This is a genomic window from Streptomyces sp. NPDC025806, from assembly GCF_055558275.1.
The window spans coordinates 101,576-122,419 of the sequence record NZ_JBVHMU010000015.1; the positions used below are offsets into that span (position 1 = coordinate 101,576).

19 protein-coding genes are annotated in these 20,844 nt (G+C 69.3%); 5 read left to right on the forward strand and 14 right to left on the reverse strand.

The features are described 5' to 3' along the window. Positions 1–130 precede the first annotated feature (130 nt). A complete protein-coding gene (locus tag ACZ4E1_RS29450) occupies positions 131–589 on the reverse strand; it encodes a hypothetical protein (protein ID WP_467545066.1) in 459 nt (152 codons plus the stop codon). Between the two features lie 89 nt (positions 590–678). Here ACZ4E1_RS29450 and ACZ4E1_RS29455 point away from each other — a divergent pair, with 89 nt between their 5' ends. Further along, positions 679–1,599 (forward strand): hypothetical protein, encoded by a 921-nt coding sequence (locus ACZ4E1_RS29455; RefSeq protein WP_467545068.1) that lies wholly within the window; start codon positions 679–681, stop codon positions 1,597–1,599. Between the two features lie 99 nt (positions 1,600–1,698). Here the strand turns inward: ACZ4E1_RS29455 and ACZ4E1_RS29460 are convergent, their stop codons facing one another. From ACZ4E1_RS29460 to ACZ4E1_RS29480, 5 genes are all read right to left on the reverse strand, one after another. Beyond that, positions 1,699–2,355: a hypothetical protein gene (locus ACZ4E1_RS29460; protein WP_467545070.1), complete on the reverse strand. Its 657-nt coding sequence runs from the start codon at positions 2,353–2,355 to the stop codon at positions 1,699–1,701. Positions 2,356–2,509: 154 nt separating this feature from the next. Beyond that, positions 2,510–2,944: an NUDIX hydrolase gene (locus ACZ4E1_RS29465; protein ID WP_467545073.1), complete on the reverse strand. Its 435-nt coding sequence runs from the start codon at positions 2,942–2,944 to the stop codon at positions 2,510–2,512. 34 nt (positions 2,945–2,978) lie between these two features. Further along, the gene (locus tag ACZ4E1_RS29470; protein WP_467545075.1) at positions 2,979–3,770 is read right to left on the reverse strand and encodes a 3-oxoacyl-ACP reductase family protein; all 792 of its coding nucleotides are present in this window, start codon (positions 3,768–3,770) and stop codon (positions 2,979–2,981) included. After that, complete coding sequence (locus tag ACZ4E1_RS29475) at positions 3,767–4,879, reverse strand: hypothetical protein (protein ID WP_467545077.1); 1,113 nt, start codon at positions 4,877–4,879, stop codon at positions 3,767–3,769. Before ACZ4E1_RS29475 ends, ACZ4E1_RS29470 begins: the two co-directional genes overlap by 4 nt. Continuing rightward, positions 4,876–6,768 (reverse strand): nucleotidyltransferase domain-containing protein, encoded by a 1,893-nt coding sequence (locus tag ACZ4E1_RS29480; RefSeq protein ID WP_467545079.1) that lies wholly within the window; start codon positions 6,766–6,768, stop codon positions 4,876–4,878. Before ACZ4E1_RS29480 ends, ACZ4E1_RS29475 begins: the two co-directional genes overlap by 4 nt. Before the next feature lie 163 nt (positions 6,769–6,931). Here ACZ4E1_RS29480 and ACZ4E1_RS29485 point away from each other — a divergent pair, with 163 nt between their 5' ends. Beyond that, complete coding sequence (locus tag ACZ4E1_RS29485) at positions 6,932–8,263, forward strand: helix-turn-helix transcriptional regulator (RefSeq protein WP_467545082.1); 1,332 nt, start codon at positions 6,932–6,934, stop codon at positions 8,261–8,263. 444 nt (positions 8,264–8,707) lie between these two features. On the opposite strand, the gene ACZ4E1_RS29490 is transcribed toward ACZ4E1_RS29485, so the two are convergent. The 5 genes from ACZ4E1_RS29490 to ACZ4E1_RS29510 form a co-directional block, all read right to left on the reverse strand. After that, positions 8,708–9,955, reverse strand: a complete 1,248-nt coding sequence (locus ACZ4E1_RS29490; RefSeq protein ID WP_467545084.1) for a M14 family zinc carboxypeptidase — start codon at positions 9,953–9,955, stop codon at positions 8,708–8,710. Between the two features lie 102 nt (positions 9,956–10,057). Next, the gene (locus ACZ4E1_RS29495) at positions 10,058–11,464 is read right to left on the reverse strand and encodes a glutamine synthetase family protein (RefSeq protein ID WP_467545086.1); all 1,407 of its coding nucleotides are present in this window, start codon (positions 11,462–11,464) and stop codon (positions 10,058–10,060) included. A gap of 1 nt (position 11,465) precedes the next feature. Continuing rightward, on the reverse strand, positions 11,466–12,995 hold the full coding sequence (locus ACZ4E1_RS29500; protein ID WP_467545089.1) for an amino acid permease: 1,530 nt from the start codon (positions 12,993–12,995) through the stop codon (positions 11,466–11,468). Next, on the reverse strand, positions 12,992–14,005 hold the full coding sequence (locus ACZ4E1_RS29505) for a hypothetical protein (RefSeq protein WP_467545093.1): 1,014 nt from the start codon (positions 14,003–14,005) through the stop codon (positions 12,992–12,994). Before ACZ4E1_RS29505 ends, ACZ4E1_RS29500 begins: the two co-directional genes overlap by 4 nt. 114 nt (positions 14,006–14,119) lie before the next feature. Then, on the reverse strand, positions 14,120–15,145 hold the full coding sequence (locus ACZ4E1_RS29510; RefSeq protein WP_467545096.1) for an aminoglycoside phosphotransferase/kinase family protein: 1,026 nt from the start codon (positions 15,143–15,145) through the stop codon (positions 14,120–14,122). A gap of 217 nt (positions 15,146–15,362) precedes the next feature. Here ACZ4E1_RS29510 and ACZ4E1_RS29515 point away from each other — a divergent pair, with 217 nt between their 5' ends. Both ACZ4E1_RS29515 and ACZ4E1_RS29520 read left to right on the forward strand, forming a co-directional pair. Then, positions 15,363–16,682: a helix-turn-helix domain-containing protein gene (locus ACZ4E1_RS29515; RefSeq protein WP_467545099.1), complete on the forward strand. Its 1,320-nt coding sequence runs from the start codon at positions 15,363–15,365 to the stop codon at positions 16,680–16,682. A gap of 96 nt (positions 16,683–16,778) precedes the next feature. Beyond that, complete coding sequence (locus tag ACZ4E1_RS29520) at positions 16,779–17,441, forward strand: 2'-5' RNA ligase family protein (RefSeq protein WP_467545101.1); 663 nt, start codon at positions 16,779–16,781, stop codon at positions 17,439–17,441. Positions 17,442–17,609: 168 nt separating this feature from the next. Here ACZ4E1_RS29520 and ACZ4E1_RS29525 read toward each other — a convergent pair whose 3' ends face one another. Further along, positions 17,610–18,341 (reverse strand): hypothetical protein, encoded by a 732-nt coding sequence (locus ACZ4E1_RS29525; RefSeq protein ID WP_467545103.1) that lies wholly within the window; start codon positions 18,339–18,341, stop codon positions 17,610–17,612. A gap of 36 nt (positions 18,342–18,377) precedes the next feature. Further along, positions 18,378–18,962 (reverse strand): hypothetical protein, encoded by a 585-nt coding sequence (locus ACZ4E1_RS29530; RefSeq protein ID WP_467545107.1) that lies wholly within the window; start codon positions 18,960–18,962, stop codon positions 18,378–18,380. 505 nt (positions 18,963–19,467) lie between these two features. Between ACZ4E1_RS29530 and ACZ4E1_RS29535 the strand changes: the two genes are divergently transcribed. Beyond that, the gene (locus tag ACZ4E1_RS29535) at positions 19,468–20,076 is read left to right on the forward strand and encodes a hypothetical protein (protein WP_467545110.1); all 609 of its coding nucleotides are present in this window, start codon (positions 19,468–19,470) and stop codon (positions 20,074–20,076) included. On the opposite strand, the gene ACZ4E1_RS29540 is transcribed toward ACZ4E1_RS29535, so the two are convergent. Beyond that, positions 20,073–20,678, reverse strand: a complete 606-nt coding sequence (locus ACZ4E1_RS29540) for a 2'-5' RNA ligase family protein (RefSeq protein ID WP_467545113.1) — start codon at positions 20,676–20,678, stop codon at positions 20,073–20,075. The two genes, ACZ4E1_RS29535 and ACZ4E1_RS29540, sit on opposite strands and share 4 nt — an antisense overlap. Positions 20,679–20,844: the final 166 nt, after the last annotated feature.

Here is a 20,844-nt window from a genome sequence, read left to right on the forward strand (position 1 = left end):
GGACCGCTGAGCGTCCTTCAGTGTCATCGCATGCTCCTGTTACGACTTACCAACAGGGGCGCGGTGCGCTTCAACGCACCTTCAAACACTGCATCTCCATGAGGCGTGCACCCCCGCTTCCTCCGGCAGTTCAACGCTCCGGTGAGGCCGGACCGTTCGATTCCTCAACACCCGTCAGCTGTGCGTCGCTGGGGACAACAACGACCTCGCATCCGCTGGTCAATCGCCAGTTGAGAGGCGCCCCGGCGGCTTTCCGCGCCCGCCGATAAGTCAAAGCCCATCCCATGTCGCGCTCGATCTTCCCGTCCGGGCCTGTCCGGGCGCGCCACCACAGCCAGCCGACGAAGGACCGCCGCTCTTTGAGGAGAGGCGTGGCGAAGGAATAGGCAGTGGTGGTCATGCGGGCAAAGCCGTCGGCCAGATACTGCATGTCGCCCATCGCAAACAGATCGTGTCGGATATGCTCCCGTTCCGCGCTTACGGCCCCGCGCACAAAGCCCCACATAAACAGGACACCGACGACCCCGAGCAGGGCCCATCCCACAATCACCGTGAACTCCCCACGTCCCACCCCTCCGGTCACCAGCACGTTACCCCTCTCCCGTCGACAAACTCACCCCCTTCTCGGGCCTGCCAATTTCGTGTACACGACAGGCTGTAGGCAGGCACGATGAACTTATGCCAGCCGCCGATCGCGCATCCGACGCCCGCCTAAACCCGTACGCCCTCGATGTGGAACTGAGCCTGCTACTCAGCTCCACCGCTCCCTCTGGATGGCGTAGTGCCGTCGAGGAGGCCGCTCACCTGCTGAGCGACCGGTACAGCGGCGACTCGGCGGAGCTGCGCACTCTGGCCTTGCTGATCTTTGCCCGCACATTCTCGGGTGAGCGCACTCCTCGGGATGTCCCGGTCGAGGAGCTGGTCCAGGCGCTCGACGACCCGTCGGCCGGCGAGAATCGTGTCACGGAGGAGATTCGGCAAGCGCTGAGCACTGCGGGGCAGGGATATGACGCCTGCCGCCCGAGCGAGGAGCCGCCGCTTCGCCTGATCTTCGGGCCGGTTTCGGACCGCTACGGCGGGCCCATCCCCTGGTCTGACGAGTGGGATCCCGTACCTCCGGGCCCTTCGCCGTTGGACCGCGCCGCCAAGCGACTCGTCCGCTACCTGAGTAAGTACAAGGCCGGCCACCGGAACCGTCTTTCGGCCGTTCCTGACGTTGACGACGGGCCATTGCATGTCGAGTCCGACGCGATCATCATGGCGTCCCACAGCGATCTCGTTCCCCCGAGCTGCGGTGTAGATTGTGCCGCTCCGCGCATGCGGCGTCTCACCGTTGACGGCCCGGTGGTCACGCTTCACTGCGAGGGGTGCGGCAGCATCCAACGAAGGCAAGAGCAGCTCGATCCCGCGCAAGTGCGTCTCGCCCTCGCTCGGACTCTAGGGGTGAGTCCGACGGTGCAGGGGGCGTACAGCGTCCCCGGTGAGCTGTACGTCCCGCTTCCTGAGATGGCCCGCGGAGCTGATCCGTACCGGTACAACTGGTTCCTCGCTGGTCGCGACAGGCATTCGCGCGGGTCGACCAGTCACAAGGAGTCCTGAAGCCGCTGTCGGCGCCGCCGGCGCTGGTCCTCGGCGAGTCCCGCACCCGGGGCAGGGCCCGCTACAAGCGGGCCCTGCCCCGGGTGCGCGCGAAGCTCCTCAGTGGCCCAGAAGGATCTCTGCCACGGGCTCCCACCTCATGCGCCACCCGCCGAGTGCGTCATCGAAGGCCCACTCCACATCGAGGAGGTGTACGCGATCGACGAGCAAGGGGGCGCGGCGCGGGCGCACCTTGTTGCGCAACTCGCTGTTGAGCGGGTCGGACGAAGCCGCGCCGTAGCTGTAGCCGAGTGAGATGTGCGGGCGCCCGCCGGAATGCTGAAGTGCCTCGTCTCCCCGGGCTTTCCGGATCGCTGACCGGGTCCGCTCGATGAGGGCGACAGTGTCCGCCTCTGGCCAGACGTCCAGGACGGCGCCCGCCACATTGCCGATCGGGGGACCTGCCTCCGTCGTGAACGCGGGCACGTCCGACAGCTCCGCACTCAAGGCATCCACGACCTCCGTCAGGGCCGCCTCGTCGTACTCGGCCGACGGCACATCTGCGAGCATCTCGCACGTGAGGTGCAGGAGACCGGCGTCGCTCGGGTCAGTGCCGCACTGCAGGTCGATCGGATAGCCGCCCAGGATCGGCCGGCACGTCTCAGCAAGGCCGAGCAGTTCGTCATCCGTTCCAGGCCGAGGCAGCACGTACACGTGAAGGGCTCGCATCCCGCTCACCCATGGCCGCCCCCGAAACTTCGGCACGAACGGTTCCACACATTCCTCCCCGCCAACTCGGACTCCGCTTCGGAGTCCCGTGACCATCCTGACGGCCCTCACCCGGCCGGGGCGCCGCTTTCCCAGATCTTCATCAACTTCCCCTGGAGGAACGGCCGCAGCGGCCAGTCGGGTCCTACCAAGCACGTGGTAGCTATACCGGGGCGAGCAGGTCACCATGGTCGAGAGCGTCACACAGGACGGTGGAGATCTCTTCGGGCAGAAGGTTCACTTCGGCGATGGCCTCGGGGGTGAGCGGGATCTCCTCGAGGAGGTATTCCCCTCGGTCGTCCCGCTGGAACTCGGGGCCGCTGCGGTTGGCGAAGTTCCATGTCGTGATGCGGGCGATGTAGAAGTGCTCGGTCTCGCCGGCGGGGTTCTTCAGCTCGTGGAACAGGCGCACGATGTCCGCTTCACCGGCGATCTCCTCGCGGATCTCGCGCCGGAGAGCGGCCTCATGGTTGGCGTCGGTGTCTTCGACGCCACCGCCGACGACTACCCAGTAGGGGGCGCGCCCGGGGCGGATGCGCTTCATCATGAGCGTGGTGTTGTCTGGGGTGATCAGGATGGCGCGCACGCGGGTCTTCATCGGGTTCGGTCTCCCTTGCTGGCTGGGCGGTGGGCTAGTTCATGAGCCAGCCGCCGTCGATGTGCAACGACTGGCCAGTGATGAACGATGCGGACGGGCTGACGAGGAAGGCAATGGCGGCGGCCACGTCGTCGGGCTGTCCTCGGCGGGGGACGCACTGGCGGGCGATCTGGTTTTCGGGCCGTGCGCGGTGGTGGATGGGCAGGGCGTTCTCGGCGTCGACCTGGATGGCGCCGGGGAGGACAGTGTTCACGCAGATGCCGTGGGGGCCAAGTTCCCTGGCCAGGGACCGGGTCAAGCCGATCAGGCCGGCCTTGGCGGTGCTGTAGGCCGTCAGTCCGGGGCGTCCGGCGCGGGCGTTGACGCTGGAGACGTTGATGATGCGCCCCCACTGCTGGCGAACCATCGCGGGGGTGACGGCGTGGCTGGCGCGGTAGTGGATGGTCAGGTTGACTTCGAGAACGCTCGCCCAGGTTCTTTCGTCGGTCTCCTCCCAGGAGTGACGAGGGTAGGCGCCAGCGTTGTTGACCAGGATGTCCACCGGGCCGATTTCGCTGGTCACCTGGCTGACCATCAGGTCCACCGCATCCGGGTTGGTGAGGTCTGCGCTCACTTCGATGCCGTCGGATCCGAGGCGGCGTACCTCGGCCAGGACGCTGCGTGCTTCGTTGATTTGGGTGAAGTGGCTGAGGGCGACGGTGGCACCGGCGGTGGCGAGCGCTCTGGTGGTGGCCGCTCCGATCCCGGTCGCGGCGCCGGTGACCAGGGCGACGCGTCCCTGGAGCGGGCGGGCCGTGAGGGGGAGGTCGAGCAGGGGCGTGGTCACGATGCCTCCACGGGGCTGATGAGGGCGGCGAGGGGACGGGTGGACGTGAACGCGGTGTCGTCGTGGAGGTGTTGGGCCTGGGCGAGTTTGGCCAGGACCAACAGCAGGTCGGTGGTGGTAAGGAGGTGGGGAGGGATGACACCGAGGATCCGGAGAGTGAGGAACGGGGTGAGCGATGGCAGCCGGTCTGCCGGTAGATCGGCGGCGTCGCCGAGGTCAGCGGTAACGCGGGCGAGGAGACGGGTGAGGGCGGCGTGCCGTCCTGGGCCGATGTGCCAGGTGGAATGGATCTCCAACCGGCGGTGGCGGGTGGAGAGTTCGGCGTGCTCGACGGCGGGGGCCGCGACCGGGGGGAGGTGGTGGGGCAGGGTACGGGTGTAGACGTCGGGCTGGTAGGTGGGGACGAGCCAGCCGCCGAGGGCGAGGAGGTACCACAAGAGGTTGGCGATCTCGCCCGGCAGGGTGTTGCGGCCGGCGTATTCGAAGTCGAGCCAGCACGCCCCGGAGGCGCTGGCGGCGATGTTGGGTTCGGTCGGGTCGCCTTGGGTGACGGCGGTGGCCCACTGGCTGTCGGGGTGAAGCGCGGTGCGCGCGGCGTCGATCGCGGCGGGTACGTCGAGGCGGAGGGGGCTGTCGTTGACGGCGGCGGAATAGCCGGTGAGCGAGGCGACTGGAATCCGCTCGCCGGTGTGGGAGTCGGGAAGGGTGAGGTCCGGGCTCAGGTTCCAGGTGTCGATGCGGCCACTAGGACGGATGCGGTTGGTGTACAGCGCGGGCACGCAGGTCGAAAGGGGCATGGTGCGGCCGGTTGCGGCGACTGCGGCGATCAGGTCGTCGCAGACGGCGTCGATGAGGTCGGCGACGTCGGCAGGGTCGGCGCGGCCGTGGTCGGCGAGCGCGATGAGGTCGCCGAGCAGCATCTGGCAGCGACCGGAGGTGAAAACGTTCTCGTATGTGATGACGTCGGTGCGGGCGTCGAGCCGGGTGCGGTCGAGGAGGGCGGGGACCTGGAGGCGACCAGCGACCTGGAGCCAGCCGAACTCCTCGGCCGTTGCCTTCTCGGTGCGGAGCGTCTTGCGGAAGTGGGGTGTTGACGGGTGGGTGGTCATGCCGCGGCCTCGACGGGCGGCATGGTGGCCATCCAGCGGTCAAGGACGAGCTGGGCGAGGGTCTGAGCGGCGGCATGGTCGGTGCGAGCGTGCTGCACCAGGTCCTCGTGCCACTCGCCGGTGGGGTGGATGAGGAGGTTCAGGGCCTCGGAGTCCCCTGCGCACTCGACGCCGTCGAAGCGGAGCAGGACCTTGGCGAGCAGCGCCGTCACCTTGAACAGGGCTCGCAGGTCCGGGGCTCCCATGAGGAGCTGGCGGCGGATCTCGACGGCCGACTGTACGCCGGCCTTCAGGCTTGCGGCGACGTCATCCGCGAGCGGCGGGGCGGGGATCGTCAGGCCCGGGCGGGCCCACAGCGGGTGCAGGGAGCCGGCGCCGAGGAGGGTCAGGACGTGCAGCAGACGTGAGGTGACCGCTCCGCCCCGGCACTCGGCCTGGTTCAGGACGGTCAGGCCAAGCTTTACGTCACCGAGCTCGCTCTGGACCTCGGCCAGGGCCTGACGCAGGTCCGGTGTGCGGTCGGGCTCAGCTATGACGAACACGTCCAGGTCGGACCAGCCGTGCTGGTACTTGCCTCGGGCGCCGCTGCCGGTGACCGCAAGCAGGTCAATCAGCGGCTGAGCGCGGCTGGTGGTCCGCTCAAGGAGCGCGGTCAGGAACGCCTCCAGCGGGACGGGCAGGCCAAGGCGGTTTACCGGGGTGGTGGCCGGGACGATGGTGGGCCATGCGGCATCCAGCGCGATCCGGTCGAGCCGGCGCTCCAGCGCGAGGCGGCCGCCGTTGTTGTCCACCACGGTGTCGGCGATGCTGGCGATCTCCGGCGCGCCCCGGGACGCCTTCACCTCGTCCCGTTCGGTCACATCCAGGGGGCCGGCGGTCCCGCGCACGGCCCGCAGTTCGACCGCGGTGTCGATGTAGGCGATAGCCAACTGATCACCGAGCATGCGGCGCAGCTCTGTGGTGATGTCGAACTCGTGGAGGGACTCCAGGGTGAAGCGGTCGTGGAAGTGGTGCGCGCCCGCGTACCGGTCCAGGCCGTCCAGGAGAAGCTCGGCACGCACGATGGGCGCGATGGCGTACGGGTCGTCGATCCCGGCTCGCTGGGCGGCGTCTTCGATCAGGTAGCCGATCTTGAGCCGGGCGTACCCGTGGCGGGTGCGCAGGTACTCCGCCGCGGTGCTCTTGCCGCTCTCGGACATGCCGCCGAGCGCGACGATCCGCACGCCCGGCAGACAGGAGGCCGGCACCAGCTCTGTGTGGGGGTGCAGCCGGCGGCGCAGATCGTCCTGGACCGCGACGACGGGACGGCCGTCGACGACGACGACGTCGTCGAAGCGGTCCTCGGCGACCAGGCGGTGGATCTGCTCATGCAGATGGCGCTGATAGGCGGTGTAGGTGGACGTGACGCTCCTCTCGTGGGAGAGAGCCCGGGTGGTGCCGATCGCCGGGTCGGCGTGGTGCAGGAGGAGGACGCCGTGCTCGGCAGCCTCGGCGGTCTTCAGGTCCTGGGTGTAAGGCTCCAGCAGCATGCGGGCTCGCTCGGCGGCCTGCTCGCAGGTGAGGTCCTCGCGGACCGCGACGGTCGCGGCCAGGGACGCCTCCAGCATCGGGATGCCGCGATCCATGAGCCGCACACCCGCCGCCGGACCGCCTCGGGAGCGCTCGATGTAGGAGGCAGCCAGGACGTTGGCGACTTCCTCGACGGGGCCGGTGTCGAACCACCAGGTGCCCATGCCGTTCTTCTTGATTCCGGCCCAGCGGGTGTCGTGGGCGTCCAGCGGACCGGTCGGCTCGGCCGCCGAGCCGATCCGGCGCGCCAGGATGCCGAGCTGCTTGGTCTTGCCGGTGTTGTCCGCGCCACTCAGCGCGACTGTCACCACGTCGGCCACGTCGGCCCTCCGATCTGTTCTGGGCCTGCTCGAAGGCGGCCGGCCCGGGCAGACGAGTAGACCCAACACGCCCTGACAGAACCAGCGTTCGAAGGTCATGCAGGGGTCATGCGACTCTTCCGATCCGGTCCCCGGCCGGCCGGTCGGGTGCTGTGATGGACGTGTGGACGCGCTCCCCCAGCACCCTCTCGCCATCGCCCGGTCCCTTCACGGCCTGTCGCAGAGCGACCTCGCGGACGGGATCAAGACGGCGGCGCGCCGCCGCGACCGGCGAGCTGGCACGACCAAGCAGCAGATCTCCGTGTGGGAGCGCCCCGGGGCCCGGCCGCCGGGCCTGTGGTACCAGCAGCTGATCGCCGACGTCTTCGGCGTCGGCCCCGACCAGGTCACCACGCTCGGCTGGCCGTACTGGCTGCCCGGAAACGAGGCGCCCGTCCCCCTGGGAACCGGGGCGACGGTCGCCGCACTCAGAGAGGCACAACGCCGCGCCATGCTCAACCGCCGCACCCTCATCGGACTCGCTCCCGCAACCCTCGCCACGCTCGCGCGACAGTGGGCCACCCTCGACCCCGCCTTGGCGGCGTCCGCTGCTGAAGGCCAGGTAGTCGCCTCGGAGTTCGTCACCTGGCTCGAGACCAGCGTCCAGCACCTCACGAGCATGGCTACCGCCGACCGCCAGCACACCACACAACTCCTCGACAGCTACTACGACACCATCGTCGGTCTGCTCGAGAACGCGCTCTACGACGAGGCCACCGGAATCCGCCTGCATCAGCTCGCCTCCGGCCTCGCGCAGACAATCGGATGGCACCGCTTCGACCACGAAGACCACATTGCCGCCGGCCACTACTGGACCGCCGCCCTCCACGCAGCCCACCAGGCAGTGGACACCGACCGCGGGGCGGGCGTCTTGGCCGATCTGGCCTACCAGAGCATCTGGCTCGGTCAGGCGGCTCCTGCCGTCGATGTCCTCGACCACGCACTGACCCGCACCCAGAACTCCACCGCCCGCTCCCTGCTCCACCTGCGCAAAGCCCGGGCCCTGGCCATGAACGGCGATGCCCGCGGCTGCCGGCGCTCTCTCGACGCCGCGGAACACGCCCTCAGCACCGCCGCCGCCGCCCCGCCGGCCTGGTGCTCGTGGATGAGCCCGGCCGACCTCGCAGTCGACTCCGGCCGCTGTCTCATCGACCTCGGCGAAACCGGCCCCGCCCTCCACCAGATCACCCAAGGCGTCGCGCTGTTGCCGACCTCCCGTGACAAGACCCGCGCAGTGTTCCTCGCCTACGAGGCCGAAACCCTCCTACGCCAAGGAGAGATCGACCACAGCGCTGCCACCGCCCACGAAGCCCTAGTCCTCTCCCACCGGATCGGCGCCACCCGCTGTACTCGGCAGATCAGCAAGCTCGCTCCGAGCTTCGAACGCCACCTTGAAGTACAGGGCGTCCAGCAGTTCCTTCACACCGTCCACGGGACGCAGTTGCGATCCGCGTAGACGCATCTCGCCGCGCGACGTGGCGTAGGCGGCCCCGGTCCATTCCTCGATCTCCTGGGCGCCGGGGGCGACGTGGACGAGCGCCGGTTGCTGCAGCATCGGCTCACCGCCCGTGATGACGATCAGGGTGGGCCGGTGCCGTATGTCCCACAGGGCCTCCAGCTGGGCCAGGACAGCGTCGCCGGACATGTCCTTACGCCCGTGGAGGGGGTCCGCGGCGTCGTAGAGGTTGCCGCTGCGGGTCAACCTGGCGCGTTCCGGCGTGACGGCCCAGGTGTAGGCGGTGTCGCAGTAGGTGCAGGTCTGATCGCAGGCGAAGGTGCGGACGAAGAGGGCATGCCGGCCTGCGTCACTGCCCTCGCCCTGGAACGTGGGTACGTGAATCTCACTGATCTGTATGGGCGGATCCCAGGTGCCGTGGTGTGTGGTGGGTGCCGGTGCGCGTCACTGGAGCGTCCGGCGTGGGGAGGGGACGATCTCTTGAAGGGCGGTTGTGATCAGGTTGATCTGCAGTCCGGCGCTGGCTGCCAGAGGAAGCGGCTGGGGGCGCAGAGCCCGCTCAGTCTCGGCCAGCCACGCGCTGAAGTGCACCTCGATCTCGGCGGCCGCGTGCGCGGCCGGGACGGGTTGCCTGCGCAGTTCGCGCAGGAGCATGCCCGCGGCCCTCAGCGGCGAGAGGTATGCGATGTCCTGTCCGGTGGCCGCGGCCGTCGCGCGGTACTTCGCGGCGGTCTGCGTCATGATGCCGAGCGAGTCGTTGACCGCCGTCAGGAACGGGTCGCCAGGCTGCTCGGTGAACCGGTCAGCGACCGGGCGCAAGGCATCGACCGCGGTCTCCAGCCGGTGGGCCGCCGCCTCGGCGGACAGCTGGTGGATCTGACTCGCCCACATGGGCACTTCAGGCATCAGGACGAGCTCGGCGCCGTGTGCGAGCGCGGCGTGGGCAGGACTGGCACCGAACGGGCGCCGTCCGGGCGCGGTGGGCTGCATATCCTGCACGGGCGGCAGGACGAAGACGCCGGGCCCCGGACTGGTCCAGGAAAGCGCGTCGGAGGGAGCCGCGTCGACCGGGATCCGGCTGGCGTGCGCGGCCTTGTCCAGGACGGAGACGAGACGGGCGTCGTCGTGCCCCGCGATGAGCCAGGCGCCTTTCGTGTCGCAGTTGTGCAGGTCGACCAGGGCGGTCGGGCGGATCTCGTCGATGAGGTCCTGGACGGCCAGGGCCTCGGGCAGCGGTGCGGTGAATCCGGGGCGGGGCAGGGTCCAGTCCGGCTGGGTGTCCTGGGACGGACGGTAGAAGCCGCGGTGGTAGCTCTCCAGTGTCAGCTCCTCCCCTGCCGTCCACCATGTCTCGTTGAGAAGAGCGCCGTCCAGGTCGAGGGCGGGCAGGAAGTGCCAGGTGACATCGGGAAAGTCGTGGGGGTGGTGCGCCTGGTGGTCGGCCAGGGCCGCGATCGTGGCGAGGCCGAGGGGTTCGTTGGGGTGGGGCATCCCGATGACGAGGACGTGGCACGGCCCGTGCCCGACGGTGAGCAGTTCCAGGGCCCGGCCCGAACGGGTTCGTCCGATCGTCCGCTGGCGGCAGCGTTCGGGCAGCCGGGAGGCGAGATCGCTCAGTGCGGCGGCCAGTTCGCTCGTCGAGGGCAGGCGCGGGGGCAGGTGCTGCAGGGCCGGGTGTCCGGTATTAGGCATGGAGGTACCCATCTGTGTGCTGAAGGGGTGCTTGCGGGGCTGGTGGAGGCGGCTACACCGAGGGGGTGCCGTGCGGTGCGGCCGGAGTGGCAGGCTGGGCGGTCAGGCGAGCGTGTGGAAATGTCGGCGGTCGATGTCGCTGACCTGCTGGTGGTGCGCGTCGTCGATGGCCCGGGCGAGGGCCGTGTAGTGCGTCACGGCGCTGTGCCCGAGAGCGCGGCGGGCTAGGTCACTGTTCTCGAACCGGGCGGTGGCGTCGTACAGGGTGCGCGGCAGCGGGGTGCTGTCGTCGGTGTCGTATCCGCTGCCTGCGACCGGGTCTGGGCACTTTCCGTGTTCCGTGTGGCCGTCCACGATCGCTGCGATGGCCGCGGCCACGAGCAGGTAGGGGTTGGCGTCGGCTCCCGCCAGACGGACCTCCAAGTGCTGGGCGTCACCGTTGCCGACGACCCGGACCGCGCAACCTCGGTTGTCCCAGCCCCAATTGAACGCGGTCGGGGCGAACGAGCCGGGACGGTGACGGCGGTAGGAGTTGGGGGTGGGGGCCAGCAGCGGCATGAGATCGGGCAGGGCGCCCAGCAGGCCGGCCACCGTCCGCTGAAGCAGCTGCCCGTCCGCGTGCTCGGCCAGGAGCGGCCGGTCGTCGGCCTTCCACAGGGACAGATGGAGGTGGAGCCCATTGGCGACCCCGGTCTCGGGGGCTGCCATGAACGAGGCGGTCAGGCCCCGGCATTCGGCGAGGCGCGTCGCGGCCATCTGGAACCGGATGTGGGTGTGGCAGGCGTCCAGGACGTCACCGTAAGGAAAGGTGACCTCGATCTGCCCTGGGGCCCCCTCGTATTTGATCGCCTCGACTGGGTGCCCGCAGGCGTCCAGGGCGCGCGCGAGTTCCGCGGAGTAGTCGTCCAGGACGGATGGTGCGGCCGTCGAGTAGTCCAGGTCGCGGGTCGCGACCCGCTCCGGGGTGCGGTAGCCGGCCTCGTGCAGCTCCTCGCGGGTGCCGCGGTAGAGCATGAACTCAGTCTCCAGGCCGATCTTCAGCCCGTACCCGAGTCGGCTCAGCCGTGCGAGCTGGTTGGCGAGGATGGTCTGCGGGTCGACGTCGAGGTACTCGCCCTCGGGGGTCATGGCGCGGCCGAAGCAGTGCACAACTCCCGGTTCTCCGGGGCAAGGACGCAGGCTGTTCGTATCCGGTTTGATGCGAACGTCGGGGAACCCGGACCTCCACGATGCCAAGGAGGTGACGGGGACGTTGTGGCCGTCGCTGGCCATCAGGTACCCGCACATGTCCGCACCTTGTGTGGCGACATGGTCCAGGAAGTGGCGGATGCCGTACCGCTTGCCCTTGGGGCGGCCATGCGGGTCCACTACCGTGAGCAGCACAGACTCGACCGGCTGCTCGGTGCTTCTGGCCCGCTGCTTCAGGTCGTCCAGTGTGATGGGCGGGCGTCGTCTGGAGAGCCCGCCGGCACGGTGCTCGGCGGCCGGGGTGAGCTGGTGGTCGGGCATCTCAGATCGTCTCGTAGTCGGGGTCGGCGTCCTTGCCTGAGCCGGACCGCTCGGGCGGCAGGTTGTAGTTGTGGTGACCGGCGACGCGGTACCAGAACCACGCCATGAGCAGCACGACGGCGAGTGCGATCGGCGCGTAGTTGAAGGTGTCGACGTTGATCGGGTTGCTCTGAGGCAGGAGGAACAGGATCGTGACCGCTGCGATCCATACGACGGCGAAGGCCGAGACCGGATCACCCCAGCGGCCCAAGTTCCACGGGCCGCGCTTGAAGGTGCGCCGTTTCCGCCAGCGCAGGTAGATCGGAATGCCGTACGCCGGCGTGATCCCGATGACGTTGATGCTGGTGATAGCCGCGTACGCGGTGGCCGAGTACAGACTCGGCACGGCGAGCAGCGCGGCGGCGCCGACCGAGAGCCACACCGCGGCGACCGGTGTTCCGGTGCGGGCACTGACCTTGCGCCACAGACGGGAGCCGGGCAGGGCGCCGTCGCGCGAGAAGGCGAACACCATTCGCGCTGCCGCGGCTGTCTCTGCGTTGCCGCAGAACAGCTGGGCGCCGATGACGACCAAGAGCAGCACCTTGGCCGCGCCCAGCCCGAGCGCGTCGATGAAGATCTGCGCGGGGGGTACCCCGGTTGCAGTGGCCTGGGTGCCGGCGTAGTCCTGGATGGCCAGCAGGAGGGAGGCGATGAGGACGAATCCGGCCAGCCAGGACCAGCCGATCGCGCGCACGATGCCTCGGGCCGCCGTCACTGAGGCGTTCTTGGTCTCCTCCGACAGATGCGCGGACGCGTCGTAGCCGCAGAACGTGTACTGGGCGAGGAGCAGGCCGAGAGCGGCGGCGTAGATGGGGCTGGAGAACCCGGTGTCGTTGACCAGGGTCGTGAATGCCCAGTGCGGGCTGCGGTGGTGGGCGGGCCACAGGAGCAGGGCCGCTGCGATCACTGCGACACCGACCAGATGCCACCACACGCTGATCGAGTTCAGCAGGGACACCAGCCGCACGCCGAAGAGGTTCAAGGAGGCGTGCAGGACCAGGATGCACAGGTAGATGACCATGATCGTGCCGGTGCTGGGCGTGATGCCCCACTGCAGGTTGAGGAATGCGCCGGTGAACAGGGCGCACCCGTAGTCGATGCCCGCGATCGCGCCGAGCAGGCCGAGCAGGTTCAGCCACCCGGTGTACCAGCCCCAGCGCCGTCCGTTCTTCCCGCCGAGCTTCTCGGCCTGGAAATACAAGGCGCCGCTGGTCGGGTAGGCGCTGGTGACCTCGGCGAGCGAGGCGCCGACCAGCATGACGGCACCGCCCACCGCGATCCAGCCCCACAACATCACGGCGGGACCGCCGTGCCCGAGACCGAATCCGAACAGGGTCATGCAGCCCGACAGGACGCTGATCACGGAGAAACTAATGGCGAAGTTACCGAAACCGGACATGCGGCGGTGCAGCACCGGTTTATAGCCCAGCTCTCGGAGCCGGGTGGCGTCCGCGTCCAGGGCGCCGGCTCGGCCAGAGCGTATGTCGTTCATGCGGAAGAACCTCCAAAGAGTCGTCGGGGACGTGCGGATGGGGCCGGATGGCCCGCGGCGCTCCGGCCGAGGTTGCGCGCCTCTGCCTGCGCCTGGTCGAGAAGGTGTGCGGCCTGTGCCGAGTTGCCGTCGGCGATGGACCGCCAGGGCTCACGCGACGCGTACGGAGCCATCGCCGCGAACGCGCGATCCGCGCCCTGGTGGTCGCGAGAGGCCCACAGGCTCAGCGCCAGATGGCTCAGGTCCTCGATGAGGCACTGGCCGCGCGGCTCGTCGCACTCCAGGAACCAGCTCCGGTCGGCCTGTTGGATGACGCGACGGATGCCGTCCTGCGACCACTCGTGACGCCAGAGTGCATAGCTCGCATGGAGACGTTCCTGGGGCACCAGGGCGTAGACCGGCAGCAGGTGCAGCGGGGATCCCGCCGGAGCGTGCGAGGCCGCCCAGGTGCCGACGTCGTAGGCGGGAGCGCCGATCGCGTGCGCGAACTGCAGCAGCCGGTGGTATGCCTCGCGGTTGTACGGATCACGCCGCTCGACCTCGTACAGCAGCGACCAGGGACCGTGGGGCAGCAGCGGCTCGGGAGGCCGCACCTGGTGTTCCGACCGGGAGCGGGCGATGTCGAGCTGTGCCAAGGCCAGCAGGCACACCCACGGCACCGGATCCTCGATCCAGGCGGAGGCCGCTTGGCTGCTGAGGCGGCGGGCCTGCGCCTCCATCGCCACAGCCTGCGGGTGGCCCATGCGTCCGGCGCGCAGAGCGCGGTGGACGGCCACTCGGGCGCGCAGCAGCAGGGCGGTGTAGCTGGTGGGCTCCTCGGTTACCCAGGCGTCTACGACGGTGCTCTCGGCGGCGGCCGCCGCCAGGACCTGGGAGCGGTACGTGCGCCGCGCCCAGGAGCCAGGGCCCTCCAGCAGGTCACGGGCGCTGGTCCAGCGGTGCGCCGCCAGGTCCTCTACGGCAGCTCGCAGGGCGTGGTCGTGGCCGGCAGGATCGTACGAGCGCCGCATCACCGCACCCTGAGGGGCGGCAGCAGGGCGGACGGTGACAGGCCGCGCCAACGGCGGCTGGCATGGGGGGTCATCAGTGGGGTGGTCCTTATCCGGACAGGGGCGGTGTGGAGGTCAGGCGGGGTGGGCGCGCACGAGGGCCTTCTCGATCTGGGTCTGGTAAGCAAGCAGCGTGGTGAGGGCGTTGAGCCACGCGCGCCACGCACTCTTGCTGTCACCGACAGGGCGGGTCAGCAGGTCGAGGGCCGCGATCCGACCCAGGGCGGCGATTTCAGGGCGGAGCAGGCCGGAGGGGTGACTGCGGTGGTACTGACGTGCCATCTCGACTGCGTCGTGCAGCCACCGCGGATTGCGGCACAGGGACTGCGGATGGAACGCGATGCGGGCGAGCTCCCAGGCAGGGTGCCCGGTGCACGGGCGCGGAGCGCCGATCCCCGTCAGCGTGATGCCCCAGTACAGAGAGGAGGGCTCCCAGGCCCCGTGAAGGGTCTGGGCGCGGTCTCGCAGCGTCGGGCACAGAAGTGCGACCCGCCGGCGCAGGCGGGCCAGCGCGGCAACGGTCTCACGCCGCATCGACGTCAACTGGAGCACGCGGCCGTTGTCCTGTGAGTTTGCGTTCAGCGCCCGGTCTGCTTTGCCTTGGTCGGCCAGCACCTCATCCGATGGTTTGTCGAGCCAGCCCAGCTCGGTGCGTGACGGCTTCGGATACGCGGCGAGCGCGCGGTGCACTCGCCCCAGGTGCATGCCTGCCAGGGACATCTGGACGCTGGTGAGTGTCCCGTGTGAAGGGTTTCCCCGCGGGCGGGCCAGGAGCGCGCATGCTGTGCCGTCGTCGCCGAGAGACACGAGACGTTGGTGCTGGTCCGGCCGTGCCTGCTCGATGCGGATGTCGGCGGCGCGCAGGAACGCGGCCGCATGCCACACCGCCGTGGCGTCGCTGACGGCCTCGGGCGGGTAGGCGACGAGTTCGTAGGCGTCGCCGATACCGCGCGCCGGATCTACTCTCCAGCGCCCGTTTTCAGCCAGTGGACCGTGCGGACCGTCCTGGGAGAACGGGGCTGTGATGGCGACGTGTCGAAGGCCGTAGCGGTCCTCGAGGACGGCTGCCACCTCCGGCAACGTCCATGCGGTCCCGGCCATCCGTCCCCCCTCGTCTTCGGCGACTACCGGCCACAGCAACGTGTCTTGTGATCAACGAAGTTGACTGGTGGTGAGCCAATCAGCACCATGTCGCCAGTTCCACGCCTACGGGCGTATGCCTCTGGGCATAACGTGCGGGCCTGCGTAAACGGGCGGAAGGAAATTTGTGGCCGGCAATCGAACGCCGATCTCTCCACACATCTGGGCGACCCCTCAGATGCGGGACGCTCTGGCGGCGCTCCCGATCGACGCCGGGGCGATCGTGCGCGAACTACGCAGGTACGGCATCACCCAGGGGCACGTCGCCGAACTGACCGGCCTGCACCAGGGCACCGTGTCTCGGCTGGCCCTCGGCGAGAGGAACCTCACGGACTACGAGAAGATCGTCTATTTCCTGGACGGACTCGGCGTCCCCCCGGACCTCTCTCCGGTAGCCCTTCCCGGCAAGACGACGGCTGCCCCGCGCACCGCGACGGCGTGGGAAACACCGGCCGAAATCGCCGCCGACCTCTCCCGCGTCATGGAGACAAACACCGCACGGCAGTCACTCGACCTGGTCGAACTCGCCCTTCACGACGTCCTGCAATCCTACGAGGCGGACGGCCCCACCGGCCCTCTGTGCCTGGCACACTCTGCGGCCGAGCTACGCCGATCCCTGAGCACCCTGGCCCAGGGGCGTCAGCCAGCGTCCGTCCACACCGACCTGTTCCGGCTCCTCGCACAGACCTCCGCTGTCCTGGGATACATGGCCGTCAACGCCGGCCGTCCCGCCTACGCGACCGCCTACTGCACCGCCGCGCTCACCCTGGCCGACGACATCGGCGACACCGCCACCATGATGTGGGTCCACGGCACCCTGTCCCTCGCCGCCTACTACCAGGGCACGTACGACCGAGCCGTCACACACGCGCGCGACGGCATCGCGCTCGCCCCGCATCACCCACAAGCGGTGCGGCTGCTGTCCAACGGCTCCGCGCGGGCCCTCGCCAAGCTCGGCGACCCGCGCGCCACAGACGACATCCAAGAGGCACTGCGCCTGAGCGAAGAACACGGGCTCGGCACTGGCCTGACCCCGTGCATCAGCCTCGCCCCCTACGGGCGGGCCCGCACCCTCGCCAACGCGCTGACCGCGCATGTCTCCCTCGGCGAAGGTGACTTGCTCGCTTACGAGACGGAGATCGCCGACGCCATCGAGGCAGCCGACTCCGCGTGGAGCCGCACTCTGGTGACCCTGGACCTGGCCGCGGCCCAACTCGCGAACGCGGAGATCGAGCACGCCATGATCCTAGGAGAGCGGGCTCTCGCCACCCACCGAGACGCCCCACCCATCCTGTCCGTCTACCAGCGCGCCCATGAACTGCACCGCCAGGCGCAGCCGTGGGCATCTCATCCCGCCGTCGAGGACTTCGCGCACGCCCTGCACCAGCTGGACGCCGCAGGGCACGGCTTCCAGCACACGACGCCGCTAGCTCGCCCCGGCGCGACGATGAGCCGCATCGAGTCCGCCTCGCGGCCGCGCGCCCACAGCCGCCGCTAACTCCAGCCCGCCGGTCTGCGACGATGCCCCTCACCTGCCGCCGACGAAGGGGTGCTCGTGATCCGGCCTGAGCCACACGCGAAGTCATTCCCTGCGATGCCGCCTCCCTACCCCGACGACCTGGAAAGCGTGGCGAGTCACGACTGGGCGGCCTTCTGCCAGCTCGAGGCGATGACGAACCACTGGGACCGCCCAGGCTGGTCCCCGACGACCCGCGCCTACTACTGGATGCTGACCTTCCAGGCTGACGCGTTCGGAGAGCAGCTCGATCAGTGCCGACAGGCCATCAAGCACCTACCGTTTGACCTGATCGACGACGACGGCCTCCACCTCACCCTCGGCAGAGTGGGCCTGACACGCGACGTGAACCAGTCCGCGCTGGAACGCCTCGCCCGCCGCGCGCAGCACCGCATACCCGCGCTCTTCGAACTGGAGGCCGCGCCCATCACGGCCTCACGCGGCGCAGTACGCTACAGCGTCGCGCCCTGGACACCGCTCCTGGCGCTGCACGAACATCTCTCCCTGGCCACGGCCACGAGCGGGCACTCCCCCCTCGCACCCACCAGCCGTCTGCGCCCCCACATCGGCATCGCCTATTCCTCCCAGGCCCAGGCGTCCCGCCCCGTGCGCGACGCCCTCGCACCGCTGCGCACCACCCCCCCAGTGACCATCGTCGTAGATCGCGTTCAGCTCGTTGAGCTGCGCCGTGAACTTGGCGCCTACCGCTGGAATCCCGTGCTCTCGCTCCCCCTTCGGTGAGCACCGGCGCCGGCGCCTCACCTGCGCACGGCCAGTCTGTCCCCCACGGCCGGCGGATGGTCGCGGCCCAGTAACTCGTGCGGGTCGCACCCCTGCGCGGCGGCGATCTCATCCACCGAAGACGCCTCACTGTCGGCTGGTCCGCGGAGCGACAGCGGGTGGCGACGCTCAGCTCTGCAGCATCGCCTGGAGGTCGCTCAGCGTCAGCTCGTTCGTTCCGCGATCGGCCGCGCCGCTCTGGGTCCAGGCGATGATCGCCGGGTGCGCATCCTCGTACGGGGTGCCGGCGGGAGTGGTTCCGCCGTCGTTGCGGGCGATCTGGGTGAGGTAGGCGGCCAGAGCGTGCGGGCCGCCGCCGCTGTAGCCGATGTTGTATTCGACGGCCTGCTTCTGCGGCAGGATCGCCAGGAGCCCCTTGTCGGTCCGGGCCCAGAACAGACCGCGGCCGGTGATGAAGCTACTAAAGATGTCGTCGGGGCGCAGCTCGAGCGGGGCGTATGTCGTGTAGCTCCACTGGTCGGTGCCACCGCCGCCTACGTGCTTGAAGTGCTCACCCACGACGGGCAGTCCGAACGCGGGGTCGTAGAAGGCCCGGCGGCAGGTACAGCCCGATCCGCGTGCGGCCGACGGACTGTTCTTGTCCTCCGTGACGCACGGGTGGAACAGCGACGGAATCTTCGACGACTCCACGAGCGTGCAGTGCATCGCGTTCGGCTCGCAACGCTCCAGCCTGCTCAGCCACTCCTGGAAGTGAGGTGTCACGGTCTGGGATGCCTCGATGTCCAGTTGGGCGTTCAGCGACGACGAAGCGATCCCAAGGCGGGCCTCGGTGTAGAGGACGAAGTGCAGGTACCCCGTGGTCGGGTCGGTCAGGTTCAGGTCGACTGGCTCGAAGGTCAACGTGGCGCTCCAATGCGGTGTGCTGGGGCGGCGGGGTCAGGAGACGCGGTGTTCCGGGCGCAGGGTCAGTCCGCGGTTGAGGAACTGCGCGGTGTCGTCCGGTCCCAGTCCGAGGGCGCGGGAGACGGCGGTGCCTTCGTCATTGCGGACGAAGGCGAGCAGAATCTTGCCGCTGGCGGGGTCGGCCATGGCCCGGCGGGCGGCTTCGACGGTGTGGGCGACGCACCCGGTGGTGCCGTCCTCGACGATGTCCCGGCGTGTGGTGTCGTCCCAGACGTTGAGCTGGAGGCCCGCGCCCTCCGCGGAGCAGTCCTCTTTGGAGTCTGCACCCAGGACGCACCGCCCGAGCAGCGCGGCGTGGGCGTGACGTTGGAGATAGACGGCCGTGCCCAGGAGCCGGTCGACTTCCTTCTCCATGTTCTCGCGCGCTGTCTCGGGGCTCACGAGCGAGGTCTTCGGGTCGTAAGGCTGCAGCCGGCTCTTCAGCGCCGCCAGGTTGCGGGCGAGGTCGTCGGCGACACTGAGCAGGCCCACCATGTTCACGTCGCCTCGCTGGCGCGGTGGCGGCAATTCGTCGGGGTAGCTCTCCAGCGGATCCAGCGGCTCGTGCAGGTCGGTCAAGGTTCCTCCCGTGTCGGTGCCAACGCCACGATTGTCAGCGGGTGTTGCCCGTGTTCGCGGGTGAAGTCGCAGATCGGCCACGTCTGGCCGGATGGCACCTCTGGCGGGCCTTGCCCCTCCGCTTCGAGGGCATCGAACACCCGCAGGGTACAGCTGTGGTGCGACACCATGTGGACCCAGCGGATCCGACCACGGCGTCACAGCAGGCGGCCTGCGGCTGCAGAAACAGGCACGGACACCGCAGGCGCGGCCGCGCCCCAGCCACCAACCAGAGGCACGACGGCGACGGGACAGCGCGGGGGCCGGCAGGCCGCGGCCAGAGCAACGGCGATGCGGCGCGAACGCGGGGGCGGGAGGCGGCGGGCCGGCCGCGGACCGGAGGCCGGAGACCGGAAGCGGGGACACGCGGGCGGAGCGGACACGACGAGCAGACCCGAGGGCGGGTGGCTTCGGACGTGTCAACGACCGCCTGTGGCATCGGGGTGCGACAGGGGGCGTTGTTCAGGTGATCAAGGCCCCGGCGATCCGCTGGACGGGCCCGGCCGGCCCGCACGGCCAGGACGAACGTTGGGCCGTCGCCCGGCGGCTACTGAACGACGAGTCCATCGCCACAGCGGACCGCGTCGCCGGTCTTCTCGTGCTGCTATACGCGCAGACAGCCAGCAGCATCCATCGCCTGACTACCGACCGCGTCACGCAGGACGCCGACCACATCCTGCTCCACCTGGGCGACCAGCCCATCCAACTGCCGGCGCCCCTGGACCGCTTCATGCTCGACCTGGGAGCGTCACGGGACACCGACACCCTGATCCGACACGAAGGCAACTGGCTCTTCCCGGGCCGCTCAGTAGGCCGGCCCATCCACGAGTCGCAACTGCTGCGACGGCTTCGCAGGGCGGGCGTCAAGTCGCGCCAGGGCCGCAGCACGGCGTTGTTCGCGCCCGCCCAGGAACTTCCCGCCGGGCAGTTGGCAAAGATGCTCGGCGTTCACGTCGGCGTGACCGTCACCTGGCAACGCGCGAGCGGCGGAGACTGGATGACGTACGCTGCCGCAGTCGCCGCTCGATCCGCAACCCGATCCGCCGCAGACGTCGACAACGCCTCCGGGACTTAATCAAGTTGGACCTCTTCGACCACGTCCCACGTGTAATAGCCAAGGTCGGGGCGTTGGTACTGATTGACGAGGTGGACGCGGTCGATGGTGACATCCACCCGAGGGGGCCGCAGCGCACGCAGTGCCCGGTTGAGCTCTCGGTCAGAGAAGTCCTCACGCACGTACGCTAGCGACGAATGAGCCCAAAACCGCAGCTCCCGGGCCCTCAACGTGATGCCGGGGACCTTCTCCATCGCGGTGCGGACGCGGCCGTTGAGCTCGGCCATGCCGTCCTCCGGGTAGACGGCGACGGTGACCGCGGTGACGCCGGGCCATACTGGGCCGAGCTGGACCTGGAACGGCTTCATGCCGGCCATCTCGGTGCGCAGGGTGTCGCGGAGCTGGTCCAGTTGGTCGTCGTTGATCGTGTGATGGATGCCCTGGACCGTGGAGTGCAGCCACTGCTCGGGGATCACGCCGAGCTTGTCGCCGTACTCGGAGAGCAGCTCGTGGTGGGCACGGGCGTACTCGCGGAATTCCGGGTACTCGCTCAGCAGCACGAGGGCGTGCGGGAAGGGGCCTCCGCCCTGCCAGATCTTCTTGGGGACGAAGAAGTTCTCCAACGCCGTTCTCCTGTCGTCTGGTCAGCTTCCGCACCGGACGGTAGTGCTGCCCGCAGCCCCTGTCACGCGGAGCGTTCACGAAACGTCTGTGATCGGAACCGCTGCCGTTCTCCCGCGGATGCGGCAAACACCGGACGATGCCTCCCTGAGCTCCACGGGCCGCACT